This is a genomic window from Rhizobium sp. LC145, assembly GCF_001005825.1.
Taxonomy (GTDB): domain Bacteria; phylum Pseudomonadota; class Alphaproteobacteria; order Rhizobiales; family Rhizobiaceae; genus Neorhizobium.
In genome coordinates, this window is sequence record NZ_LBHV01000013.1 from 111,683 (window position 1) to 122,381 (window position 10,699).

The following is a 10,699-nucleotide window of genomic DNA, read 5'->3' on the forward strand; positions in this document are numbered from 1 at the left end:
CGGCGCAGAGACACAATTGCAGCCGGGTCAATGGCTTGTGCGATACACAGATTTGTTTCGACAGCGAGTCCCGAGGGCAACACCGCCAAAAGAAAGAGCCGGACAAAAGCCCGGCCCGCATCCATTTCTCAAGCGCTGCTTCAGGAGCAGAATGGCTTAAAAGACGAATTCCTTCGCCTTCTGGAAGCCCGGAAGCGGCTTGACCGATGCATTGAAATGCACGCCTTCCGACACGACGCCCTGCTCGCGCACGAAGAGCTTCGCCCGCGCCGCATTGCCATAGCCCACCACGGCGACCAGCCGGCCACCATCCCGAAGCTGATCCATGAGGGAGGCCGGGATTTCCTCGACGGCGCCATTGATGAAAATCAGGTCGTAGGGCGCTTCCGCCGCATACCCCTTCTCGAGATCGCTCGTCACGACCGCGACATTGTCATATCCGAGACGGGCCAGCGTTTCGGTCGCCTGGGAAGCCAGGGCCTCGTCCTTTTCCAGCGACACGACCGAGCCGGCAATCAGCGACAGGACCGCCGCCGCATATCCGGTACCGGCGCCGATCTCCAGCACGACATCTTCCTTGCCGATCGCGCCGAGCTGCAGAAGCTTGGCGAGCGGCGATGCCTCCATCAGGTATCGGCCGGGAGCGATTTCGATATCGGTATCGATATAGGCGAGCGGTTTCGCCGCGGCGGGCACGAATTCCTCGCGCGGCACCGTATAGAAAGCCCGCAGCAGCGAATGCGACGTGACATCCGTCGTGCGGATCTGGTTGTCGACCATCTTCGTTCGTGCTGCTTCGAAATCCATCATGTCCGTCGTCCCAAACCACCGGCGCTCTTCGCCGAATTCATGCGTCCTCGTCTTACTGGCGAGGCGCAACGCTTTCAATGCAAAAAACGCCAAGAGTGGCTCGGGAGAGGTGATAATCCGCTATCGAAGCGGCGAAACCCGCTTTGTGGAAAGGCCGGCGCATCGGTCGTCCTTCCTTGTGTCGACGGTAGCGTTGCCCTGCACGCCGGAGTTCGGAACGCAATCGAAACTTCCCTTGGCGACTAGTCCCTTCCGTTTAGCCCGTAGGGACAAATTGCTTCTCTGCCCGTACAGGATCATCATCATCCTTGGGACCGGGTGGGTCTCAAATGGGGGTGTGAGCGGCTGGGAGATCGAATAGGCCAGCCGCTCACGGTTTTTTGGGGGCCCTGCACGTTTTCCGCACTCTCCGAATCCGCCCGAGCACCAACTCCAGCATCGCCGATCAGGGTCAGAGCCGGCCCGCGCCGAGCAGGATTTCGGCCGCGATTGGAGATCGCTTGATCTCGCCCGCTGCCGGGAGAACAATGAAAAAGAAGGAAGATGGAGGCCTCGCCGAGAATCGAACTCGGGTGCAAGGATTTGCAGTCCTCTGCGTCACCACTCCGCCACGAGGCCGTCCGATGCTGTAAAAGCGAGTGGTGGCCGGGCATTAGAACGAATCTACAATGGGCGCAATACCCTTCATTCTGAACGCTGTCCTTTTTTCATTCTGAACGCTCGTTTCCACAACGTTCGCCTCCTCCTTCCCCGAATCACTCGCCGCCCTATCCTTTCCGGTATGAGCGACATCCCTTCCCCAACGCTCCCTATGGGAGACGAGAACCGGCACATGTTCTGCCAGATGGCGGTCGAGTTGCCGCTGCAGGATCTCATCGAGGATGCGGTAAAGGCTGGATGGGAGGAGACCGAGGTCCTGACGGCAATCATCGAGGTCGCCGACAACCTCATGCTTGCCGCCGGCTCAAATGCGGAGCTGGAGGCGCTGCTGCATGCGCTGAAACGGAAGCTTGATTAGGGAGCGCGGCGATGGACCCAGGCCGGTGGGATACGCCCGTCACATTCGAAGAGGACGATCGCGGCGGGTTTCGCACTATCACCAGCGCGGAGGAAGCCGCTCGGGCTCTGCTGAAGCGCTGGCCCGTTGATGATGGGGAGGAGTTTTGGGAAGCGCAGCGCGTGTGCCTTGCCGTAATGCAAGGGGAGCGACCGGCAGAGGATTCCCGGAGCGCCTTCCTCAAAGCCGCGGCGGAAGCCGGCGTCTTCATCCGCGATCAATAGTCCATCAGCGAGTTCTTAATAACATTCATCATTGACTCATCGCATCGGATGAGAACATAATCAGAACATCGGAGCCGCAATGCGGCGGCGCTCCCTATGAAAAGTTACAAAAGAAGAACGCGCGAAAAGCGCGAAGGAGAAGTCGTGTCCGAAGCCGAGAGGCCTAGAAAACTGGTTTCGCTGAGAGACGTGCCGGAGGAGATAATCGAGATTGCCTGCACGCAATGCGACTTTCGGCAGGATCTGTCGAAAGCGGAGGTTCTCAAGACGTCCTCACCCGATGTGCTGCTTGAAGTCCTCGTCATGAACGCAACAAAGGACTGTGAGCATCGACGCGCCTTCGGAAGCCAGCCGCCGTGCGGCGCCTATACCGACCAGGTGCGCAGTGCCGAGGCGGCTATTCTGGAGAGAAGGGAGAGCGAGCGAAGGGAAAGAGAGGAAGCTGCCCGCCGACGTGCAGAAGAGGAAGAGCGCCGGGCAGAGCGTGTGAGGAACGCCGCAATTCGGGTTGGCGACAACAATGGCTGGATGGGCTGGCAGAAAATCCCAACAGGGTCGAAGCCTCGATACCGCTGGCAACATAGCTGGGCGGAAGAAGAGCCGGAGGATTTCATCGGCCTCGACGGCACTCAGCCGATAGGCAGGGTCTTCCAGCTTGAGACGGTATCCACCAGCAAGGATATCTGGTTCTGGATACTGTACGGCGTCGAAGGGCATCGACGGAAGCGCCCGGGGAAAGGCAGCGGTTGGGAGGGTTCGCGGCTAGACGCCATGTGTCGCGTCGAGCAGCTCTATGAAGAAATGAACAGCAAACGATATGCCTAGCGTCGAATACAAGGGCTTTGCCCATCCGAGGGTGGAAGCGCGGATACCCAGGCTCACCGATGCGCATATGCTGGGCCAGTATGTGAAGATCACCTGCCGCTTGTGCAAGATCACGAGGACGTACCGCCCGTTGGACATTATCAAGCTCGTGGGCGATGTTCATGTCCTGAAGCTCCAGCACCGGTTCCGATGCGAGAAGTGTATGCGCAAGGACTACATGGAAGTGGAGTTCAAGAGCGTGATGGGTAGCGAGATCGTCGGCATGCAGATCCGCGAGCTCGTGGAAATCAGGATGGTGAAAAAGCCGATCTGGCGCGACAGGAAGCTTTAAGGGGAGAAGAGCGGAATGTGCAATCTCTACAACGTCTCGACCAACCAGGAAGCCATTCGGAGGTTGACGAAATCATTCGACCACCTGGGCAACCTGCAGCCGTCCTTGGACGTCTATCCTGACCAGATGGCGCCGATCGTCAGGAACAACGCCGGCGAGCGCGAAGCGACATGGGTGAGATGGGGAATGCCGAGCTCGAAAGAGGCGCTGATGAAAGCGGCGAGCAAAAGGGCCGACAAGCTGCGGGCAAAAGGGCAGCAAGTGGATTTCAACGAGCTGTTGAAGATGGAACCAGACCGCGGAACGACGAACGTCCGACGCGTGGAAAGCAGGCACTGGCGCCGGTGGCTCGGAGAGGCAAACCGCTGTGTCGTTCCATTCACCCGGTTTGCTGAACCCGATCCGGCCAGCGCCGGCGGTGGCCGCATTCCGAACGCATGGTTTGCCGGCGACGAGAGCGAGCCCCTGATGTTCTTCGCCGGGATATGGGTGAAGGATTGGGAATGCGTCCGCAAGGTCAAGGAAGGGCTGATTACGTGCGATCTGTTCGGCTTCCTGACGACCGATCCGAACGGCGTCGTCGGCCCTATTCACCAGAAGGCAATGCCGGTCATCCTGCGGAACGAGGATGAGATCGAGACCTGGCTGTCAGCGCCCTGGGAAGAGGCGGGAAAGCTGCAAAGGCCCCTGCCCGATGATGACCTGGTTCTGTTGCCGAAACGCGAGGAAGCAGCGCCGGAGCCGCAAGGCTTGCTGCTGTAGCTCAAGGGAGAAGTGCGATGGAACTCGACCTGGAGGCCTGGGCACGAGAGATGCGGAGAATTGAGTGGGAAACCAGAGAACCCAAAATCCGCTATCGCCGCCTTATGGAACGGCTCTCGACCATGAAGGCACCTGACCGCGAAGTCGATGTCGAGCTTGCCGCCTTGATCGGGCGCAAGAAGATGGAGCGGCGAGAAGACGGCGAATGGCTCGCCGACGGGAAGGTTATTCCACCCTACACAGCCTCTCGCGAGGCCGCTCTCGCCTTGTGGTGGGAATGCTTTCCCCCGGATTGGGATGTGCCGCCGGACGATGCCGACGCCATAGAAATCTGTTGGTGGAACGCCCAGGAAACCGAATACTAAACGCAGGAGAACGACAGATTGGCCGACGAAGGACGCACAAGCCAACCGGAATCATCGATCCACGTAAACCATTATTGCTGCATTGAAGGATGTGGGCAGTTCGGAGAGTTCGGTTTTGCACGGACCAGGGCGGAGCCGGTCACATGGTGGTGCTACGAACACTATCCGCAGTGGGATGAAATCAAGAGAAACGCTCGGGCTACCGGATCGAGGTAGGCGGAGGCCGATCACCTTCGATCCTCTGCAGGATTTCCCGCACCACCCGGATATCGGAGCCGAGGGTATTCAGCGTGCTTTCGAGCGATCGCATCGATACGGCGGCTTCACTCGCCTGCTTCTCGACGGCGGCAATCCGGATTTCCTGAGTGTCCAGCGTTCGCAGCGCCACCTCCGCCGCGGTGAGGCGCTTATCCAGCCGCTCGATCGCAGCGGAGTTCGCCCGCATCTCGGATTGCACCTGGTTCCAGGTGGCGCCCCAAGCGAAGAAAATCCCGATGAAGCCTATGAGGCTGACCAGGGTGTTCAGGTTCCATTCGAACTTCCAGGTGGGAGTTGGTACCGTGACCATGTCCGTTTCCTTGCTCGTCAATTCCCCGGCCCTCATATGATGCGTGTTGTGGTATAGAGTTCATGCGCCCCTCGATCTGATCGACCGAGAGCGGGATTGGTGCCGATATGCGATGCGAGAAGTGCGACGATACCGGTTGGGTCTGTGAGGTTCATCCGAACCGGCCCTGGGCTGGCCCGAAGGCCTGCCATTGCGGTGGGGCCGGTATGCCTTGCCCCGTTTGCAATCCGGATGAAGGTGAAGAGCGAGAGCCCGACCTCAGGCGAATGATGCGATCGGTGATCCGAGCGCCGGGGAAGACGGTGAACTAGCCTACTTCCGGCACCCGGCATCCTGCCGGCACTGATCATTGTTCGATGCGATCGCCGGGCCGGCCGTGACATCCTGCGAGGCCAGCCGCGCCGCCTGAGCGTCGGAAAACCTCACGATCTGATAACCGGAGCCGTCAGTCGCACTCCCGCTCTGGCAGGCCGCTGTCACGCATGAAGACAAGACAACGATCGCGATCCGAAAGCTTGCGGAAATTCGCATTGTTCTTCTCCAGGTTCTCGATGCGATTGAGGGCGTTCTTTGCCGCCTCGATCTTGACCGCCTCGGTCGCTTCCTGGCGGCCGTAGATATAGGCTGGTGCGGCCATGAGAGCAGCGCCGACGATCCCGCCGACGCCGAGCTTCATCCAGTCGAAGAGGGTCATCAACCGACCTCCGCCTTGATCTCGCGAACGGCGGCGATGATCTGGCTGCGAAGCAGCACGAAAAGGAGAAGAACGACCACCAGCACCACGCCGCCGGCGACGATCGCCTGCCAGTCCATGCCGGCCAGCCAACCGAGGCCTATGGTGCTCAGACCACCACCGCCGGTCAGCCAGGTCAGCCAGTTCGACTTTTCCTTCACCTTCTGCTCGACCTTTTCCGGCACGACCGGTTTTTCAACCGATACTTCGACGGTCTCGATCGGCTGGTCCTCCGCGTGTCGTCGCTTCACCTCGGCAAGTACCGATCGCACCTTGAGGGTGGATACCGCAGCATGCTGGCCGCCATAGTGCCCCTTGCCTGCCGTCGTGGGCAGGCTCGCCCATTCCTTGGCAAGGTTATTGATGAGGGTGTCCTCGCTGAGCCGGCCGGCAAGGTATTTGTCGATGCCACGGATGCCGAGCAGGTAGCAGGCCATCTCGTCCTGGCATTCCTTGTCGAACTTGCGGGTCGCCGGGTACCGATCGGGCAAGTCCTTCCGGATCTTGCGAGCCGTAGTGCGGACAATCTGATACCGACCGCAGGCGGACGAGTTCAGCTTGTTCTTCGGATGCTTGAGCATCTGCGACTGCAGTGCGTCGAGATTCGCCAGCGTCATCTCGGTGAGGTTCACATCGCCGCCGGTGTAAGCGCCGTAGGCAAGCGTTTCGTTGTAGCCGTCGCCCTTGTCGGTGCCCTCAGTGAAGCCGATGAGGTCGAGCATCGGGCGATAAACGTAATAGGAATCCGCCGCCGCGTTGATGCGTCGTGTCATGGTTTTCTCTCCTGATTATGTGCTAGGAATTATCAATCGCCGGCATGGCTGTTACCTTTCCCCGGCATAGGGAGCGCTGAATGAGCATTGAACTTTCGACACTGGACGAACGCGCAGAAGCCGAAGAAGCCATGGCAGAGGCCATGCGGATACTAAACAAGGCTATTCGCAGGGTTCACGAATCCGGCCTCACCGTAGATGTCGAGGTACTGACGATGCTCACCGGACATGGCCAGATGCCCCAGGTGAGCGTTGGAACTCACGACCGGCAAAACGGCGCGATTTAATCGCGGCGTGACGATCGTGATTTTCTTTTGGTCGAAGGGAACCGATTCAGGACGAACGGTGTTCTATGTGCCGCTGCGAACGCCCATCTCCCTCGATCGAAATTCGCAGCCGTGAGGCCTGGTGGAGTAGCAGCCCTACCAGGCCTCTTTCATGTTCAGTTACGTCAAATGACCAATTTGTGGGGAACCCTTGGTGGCACTAGAATTTGGTTGTCGCGGCAATCCCACACCCGCTCGCGGTGGAGAGAGGTCCGCGCGTTCCCAATCAGTCTCGCGCGGGCCTCTCACCCAAAAGACCCAGCCGGGAACAGAACATGCGCCGAGACGTTCAGGAACGTCGCGGCCGAATGCCGATTGACCTCCACCGCGACCGTAGGACCGGTAGGAGTCCATACTTGCCGGTCCTATGCTTGCCTTGATCGAGCATCCTCAAAGGGCCACATAAGGATTGCGGCAAGGCGCTCCTTCAGCAGCCAGCCGCTGGCCGGTGCACAAGTCTTGGAGTGCGCCGGCCGGAAGTTCTAGAGCGGCCACGGGATGGGCCGTACGAGCGCAATCGATGATTGGCGCATCAAACTGCCATTCTTTATCCACCACCTACGATTGACCGGCCTCCCGAGGCGCTGCTATCCCTTACATGCTGTTTCTATGCTGGGGCCTCAATGCATAATAGATATGACCATCTGGACGGTCTCCGGGGACTGGCAGCCTTGGCGGTGCTGCTCGGGCATTTAGAGGCTCTGATTTTGACCGCTGCCTCCACTCAGGGAGTTTATCCGGGACCAAGCGGTATCCTTCCTTCCCTTTACTTGGCCCTCACTAGCGGCACCTTGGCCGTAGCTATCTTTTTCATCCTAAGCGGCTTCGTCCTGATCAAGAAGTTCGATGAGACTCGATCTTCAAGGGTGCTACTCGGAGCCGCGGTGAAGCGGTATTTCAGGCTCACACCGCCCATCTTTGCTTCAATGGTACTGGCGTACCTGCTCTATCGGTTCATTGGCCCGCACACAGCGGAGGCCTCTCGGATCATCGGCGGCCATGGTTGGCTTGAAGCCCGGCCAAACACCTCTATGCCGCTTTCCGAGGTTTTCGAATATGGCTTATTCTCGACCATTATTGGCCGATCAGCCTATAATGGCGTTCTCTGGACGATGAATATTGAATTCGCCGGCAGCCTGCTGCTGTTCTGCTTCGCAGCAGTCTTCTACAGCAGTCCTCGATACATTCTAATCGCCGCGGTCACCGCAAGTGTTTCGGTCTTGGCATTTGGTGAAACCGCCATTCACCTATCAATGTTTCTGCTGGGAAGCACGTTCCTAAAGTTTAAGAGTCTGAAGATCAACGAGATTGGAGCAATAACTCTGATCTGTATTGGGCTCTTCGCTGGTGCCGTTCGAGTGACATGGCCGGAATTTCAAAGCGTCACCGCACTACTCTCGCTTTCAGGCAATGCCGCCAACGCATTCCAGCTCGCGATCAACTCGTTTGGTGCGGCATTAATCGTCACCGCAGCGTGCTTTTGTCCGACCCTCCAATCGAAAATTTCAGGAGCTGCTTGCCGCTATCTGGGCCGTATTTCTTTTTCCCTCTATCTCATCCACCTCCCAGTCTATTTTACGATAGGCGCCTGGACGATTACAGAATTGGCACCTTTTTGGGGTGTGAAAATCTCTTCTGCAGTTGCCTGCCTTGTTGTTGTTGGCCTGAGCTTGCTCATCGCGCATTTTTTTGCGGCGACGGTGGACAAGTTTGCAATGAAGCTAGCCGACGGAGTTGGAGCAGGCATCATTTCCCTCCTTAACAGACAACAGCCGACGTTCCGTCATGGCCATTCGATCGGATCAATACCTGTAATGAATTCGCCCACGCTTGGAGGCGCAATAGACCCTTCTTCGACCGCTGCAAGGCGATCAAACATGTAGCTCAGGGCTGCGTCACGCCACGCGATAAAGGCTTCAGCCTCAGCATTCCATTGGGGGTTGGTGCTGCCCTTGTAGCTGACGATCGTCAGGCGATTGTCGTACTGGCGTTGCCGGGCTACCGCGTCGAGGTGAGCGTCGAAGGCAGCCTTGTAGGCTGACAGCAGGGTCGCGCGACCTTCGGTAGCCTTCTGCTCGGCCGTAACGATCTTGGATAGGTTAGGTTTCCACATCATCGGTCTCCTCTTCGACTGCACGCGGATCTCTGGGGAGATCGAGAACACCATCCGGCGGGCTGACCAGCGGCGCAGGCGAAGCCACCGCCGAAGAAGGATTAGGCCCGTGCGGAAGGATCAGCGTCAGATGGATTTCGCCATCGATCCGCTCGACAGGACCGACAATCCATTCGCAAGGCACCTCGCCTGCAGGAATGGTCGCGCCAGCGGGAAGCTCCGAGAAATCGAAGGATTCTCCGTTGAGAGTTATGATATCGCCGGACTTGTGCGCTTTGAGCGCGTCGTTGCGGCGCTGGGGAGAGAAGGAAACGCGCATTAATTCCACCGTCCTATTCCGGTGACCTGGATTGTGAAGTTCAGAACATCTGAACCTGTCAGCCTACCTAAATGAATCGTACCCGCGTCAGTTTGCGTTGGCGGAAGCGTGGCGTAGATAAAGCATGAGATGTCACCCGATGATCCTGCCGAGGCATGCCTGTTTGGAATTGCAGAGAACGCCGCGGCCCAGCTGCCAAGGAGCCGGGGGCCAGGACTAAGAAAAGCGCTTCCATTCGGAATGTTGATTGGACCAGCGTTCGCGATTGACTTCGTACAAATCTGCGTTCCATCTGCGAAGCGCACATACTCTCCGTTAGCATTACTGCCACGTTCAATTATGGATCCGGTCGGCACACCCGAGGCCTGCGATACTGTGCCGAGAATTCGAAGTTGATTGTTGGGAACAAACCCGTTGGCATCATTTATGCCAACCGCCTGACGGAACTCCGCTCCCAACTCCACCAGCGCGGCAGTCTCAGGTCCGGTGAACACCGGCACATGGTTGGCCTCTGGCGGCAGCGATGCCAGTGCGCTCAGCGAAGGGTTATCCAGCCGTTGAATATACTCCGAAAGCGCCTGAGCATTCCGCAGCACCTGATTGACGTCGTTGTTGACCTGGATGGCGTAGGAATACTCACCGCTCGCGCCTGTCCACTCGATCGCCGCCGTGATCTGCGTGTTGCTGTCCACGCTCAGGATCGGCAGCGGGTTGCCTCCCGCAGCCTGCACATATATGACGCCGCCAACGATGAGCGCGATCTGCCAAGCTGTGCCGGTGCCAGTAACCACGGCACTGCCGTTCGTCAGGGTGATGGTCCCTGTCGTGTAAGGAGGAGTAGCCATTTAAGAGATTGCCCTAGTTGGGAGAGAGAATGGCGGAAGGCGTCAGCGCTTCCACCACAGCATTTTGACCTGGAAGTTCGCGCCGGGGATGTTACCGGTCGATTTCATGATCTGGACGCGGTAGGTATTGCCGCCTCGGACGTCAAAGACACTGATGGCCATATTGTTGATATCGCGCCCTTGCTGGGCCGACGAGCCGCCAGTCGAGAACGAAAAGGCGAAGCTATACGAAACCTCGCCAGTGGTTTCATTGACCACCCGCATGCTGAAGGTGCCGCTCGCATTCGGGCCAAGGCTTCCGCTGTAGCTACCGACAATATGAAGCATGACAGCGGAGGGGTTCGGGTTATCGATCCCCAAGGTGCCGATCGTATGCCAGACATTGTTCGGGTCGGTGAGTGCCAGGCTTCCCGATCCCGAGAAGTCCCCACGTGCGGATACAGCGTTATAGTCCAAGTTCGTTGTCCCGAAGACGGCGTTGTTTATGACTGCGCTTTCGATATCCGCCCACGATATCTGCACGCCGGAGAGCTTCAGCACTCCATTCTCGTACACCATGGGAAGCGTGTATTGGTTCCCATCGGTGACCACGAACTGATCCGCCAGGATGGCGAAGCGCGTGCGCTGGACGCCATTGACGGTATAGAG

Annotated in this window: 14 protein-coding genes, 1 tRNA gene and 1 pseudogene; 8 read left to right on the forward strand and 8 right to left on the reverse strand. The window is 58.4% G+C overall.

Features of this window, described 5'->3' with window-relative positions:
- Positions 1 to 156 precede the first annotated feature (156 nt).
- Both YH62_RS26075 and YH62_RS26085 read right to left on the reverse strand, forming a co-directional pair.
- Positions 157 to 807 carry a protein-L-isoaspartate O-methyltransferase gene (locus tag YH62_RS26075; protein WP_082118522.1) on the reverse strand — a complete coding sequence of 217 codons (651 nt, stop codon included), beginning with the start codon at positions 805 to 807 and terminating at the stop codon, positions 157 to 159.
- A 547-nt stretch (positions 808 to 1,354) separates the two neighbouring features.
- A tRNA-Cys gene (locus tag YH62_RS26085) sits at positions 1,355 to 1,428 on the reverse strand.
- Positions 1,429 to 1,642: 214 nt separating this feature from the next.
- Between YH62_RS26085 and YH62_RS26090 the strand changes: the two genes are divergently transcribed.
- The 6 genes from YH62_RS26090 to YH62_RS26115 all read left to right on the forward strand — a co-directional run bounded on the left by YH62_RS26090 (position 1,643) and on the right by YH62_RS26115 (position 4,374).
- Positions 1,643 to 1,828: a hypothetical protein gene (locus YH62_RS26090; RefSeq protein ID WP_052760521.1), complete on the forward strand. Its 186-nt coding sequence runs from the start codon at positions 1,643 to 1,645 to the stop codon at positions 1,826 to 1,828.
- 11 nt (positions 1,829 to 1,839) lie between these two features.
- Positions 1,840 to 2,091 (forward strand): DUF982 domain-containing protein, encoded by a 252-nt coding sequence (locus YH62_RS26095; protein ID WP_046797227.1) that lies wholly within the window; start codon positions 1,840 to 1,842, stop codon positions 2,089 to 2,091.
- 144 nt (positions 2,092 to 2,235) lie between these two features.
- Positions 2,236 to 2,916: a hypothetical protein gene (locus tag YH62_RS26100; RefSeq protein WP_046797228.1), complete on the forward strand. Its 681-nt coding sequence runs from the start codon at positions 2,236 to 2,238 to the stop codon at positions 2,914 to 2,916.
- A complete protein-coding gene (locus YH62_RS26105; protein WP_046797229.1) occupies positions 2,909 to 3,247 on the forward strand; it encodes a hypothetical protein in 339 nt (112 codons plus the stop codon). Before YH62_RS26100 ends, YH62_RS26105 begins: the two co-directional genes overlap by 8 nt.
- Before the next feature lie 15 nt (positions 3,248 to 3,262).
- The gene (locus tag YH62_RS26110) at positions 3,263 to 4,009 is read left to right on the forward strand and encodes an SOS response-associated peptidase (RefSeq protein WP_046797230.1); all 747 of its coding nucleotides are present in this window, start codon (positions 3,263 to 3,265) and stop codon (positions 4,007 to 4,009) included.
- Positions 4,010 to 4,026: 17 nt separating this feature from the next.
- Complete coding sequence (locus YH62_RS26115; RefSeq protein WP_046797231.1) at positions 4,027 to 4,374, forward strand: hypothetical protein; 348 nt, start codon at positions 4,027 to 4,029, stop codon at positions 4,372 to 4,374.
- A gap of 199 nt (positions 4,375 to 4,573) precedes the next feature.
- Here the strand turns inward: YH62_RS26115 and YH62_RS26120 are convergent, their stop codons facing one another.
- The 3 genes from YH62_RS26120 to YH62_RS26130 all read right to left on the reverse strand — a co-directional run bounded on the left by YH62_RS26120 (position 4,574) and on the right by YH62_RS26130 (position 6,448).
- Positions 4,574 to 4,942: a hypothetical protein gene (locus YH62_RS26120; protein ID WP_046797256.1), complete on the reverse strand. Its 369-nt coding sequence runs from the start codon at positions 4,940 to 4,942 to the stop codon at positions 4,574 to 4,576.
- Positions 4,943 to 5,387: 445 nt separating this feature from the next.
- The gene (locus tag YH62_RS26125) at positions 5,388 to 5,636 is read right to left on the reverse strand and encodes a hypothetical protein (RefSeq protein ID WP_046797232.1); all 249 of its coding nucleotides are present in this window, start codon (positions 5,634 to 5,636) and stop codon (positions 5,388 to 5,390) included.
- A complete protein-coding gene (locus YH62_RS26130) occupies positions 5,636 to 6,448 on the reverse strand; it encodes a membrane protein (RefSeq protein ID WP_046797233.1) in 813 nt (270 codons plus the stop codon). The genes YH62_RS26125 and YH62_RS26130 overlap by 1 nt, the downstream gene beginning before the upstream one ends.
- A gap of 80 nt (positions 6,449 to 6,528) precedes the next feature.
- Between YH62_RS26130 and YH62_RS26135 the strand changes: the two genes are divergently transcribed.
- Entirely contained in the window at positions 6,529 to 6,735 is a 207-nt protein-coding gene (locus tag YH62_RS26135; RefSeq protein WP_046797234.1) for a hypothetical protein, read from the forward strand.
- Between the two features lie 662 nt (positions 6,736 to 7,397).
- Entirely contained in the window at positions 7,398 to 8,657 is a 1,260-nt protein-coding gene (locus YH62_RS26140) for an acyltransferase (protein ID WP_046797235.1), read from the forward strand.
- 216 nt (positions 8,658 to 8,873) lie between these two features.
- Here YH62_RS26140 and YH62_RS26145 read toward each other — a convergent pair whose 3' ends face one another.
- The 3 genes and pseudogenes from YH62_RS26145 to YH62_RS30595 all read right to left on the reverse strand — a co-directional run.
- The gene (locus tag YH62_RS26145) at positions 8,874 to 9,206 is read right to left on the reverse strand and encodes a hypothetical protein (protein WP_046797236.1); all 333 of its coding nucleotides are present in this window, start codon (positions 9,204 to 9,206) and stop codon (positions 8,874 to 8,876) included.
- Entirely contained in the window at positions 9,206 to 10,051 is an 846-nt protein-coding gene (locus YH62_RS29195) for a hypothetical protein (protein WP_052760522.1), read from the reverse strand. The genes YH62_RS26145 and YH62_RS29195 overlap by 1 nt, the downstream gene beginning before the upstream one ends.
- Positions 10,052 to 10,093: 42 nt before the next feature.
- Positions 10,094 to 10,699 (reverse strand): annotated as a pseudogene (locus YH62_RS30595) (hypothetical protein); the annotation flags it as partial.

Coding starts and splice junctions, on each gene's coding strand:
- YH62_RS26125 (WP_046797232.1), bottom strand. CDS start 5,636: ATGACCCTCTTCGACTGGATGAAGCTCGGCGTCGGCGGGATCGTCGGC.
- YH62_RS26135 (WP_046797234.1), top strand. CDS start 6,529: ATGAGCATTGAACTTTCGACACTGGACGAACGCGCAGAAGCCGAAGAA.
- YH62_RS26110 (WP_046797230.1), top strand. CDS start 3,263: ATGTGCAATCTCTACAACGTCTCGACCAACCAGGAAGCCATTCGGAGG.
- YH62_RS26145 (WP_046797236.1), bottom strand. CDS start 9,206: ATGCGCGTTTCCTTCTCTCCCCAGCGCCGCAACGACGCGCTCAAAGCG.
- YH62_RS26090 (WP_052760521.1), top strand. CDS start 1,643: ATGTTCTGCCAGATGGCGGTCGAGTTGCCGCTGCAGGATCTCATCGAG.
- YH62_RS26075 (WP_082118522.1), bottom strand. CDS start 807: ATGGATTTCGAAGCAGCACGAACGAAGATGGTCGACAACCAGATCCGC.
- YH62_RS26095 (WP_046797227.1), top strand. CDS start 1,840: ATGGACCCAGGCCGGTGGGATACGCCCGTCACATTCGAAGAGGACGAT.
- YH62_RS26130 (WP_046797233.1), bottom strand. CDS start 6,448: ATGACACGACGCATCAACGCGGCGGCGGATTCCTATTACGTTTATCGC.
- YH62_RS26120 (WP_046797256.1), bottom strand. CDS start 4,942: ATGGTCACGGTACCAACTCCCACCTGGAAGTTCGAATGGAACCTGAAC.
- YH62_RS26140 (WP_046797235.1), top strand. CDS start 7,398: ATGCATAATAGATATGACCATCTGGACGGTCTCCGGGGACTGGCAGCC.
- YH62_RS29195 (WP_052760522.1), bottom strand. CDS start 10,051: ATGGCTACTCCTCCTTACACGACAGGGACCATCACCCTGACGAACGGC.
- YH62_RS26115 (WP_046797231.1), top strand. CDS start 4,027: ATGGAACTCGACCTGGAGGCCTGGGCACGAGAGATGCGGAGAATTGAG.
- YH62_RS26105 (WP_046797229.1), top strand. CDS start 2,909: ATGCCTAGCGTCGAATACAAGGGCTTTGCCCATCCGAGGGTGGAAGCG.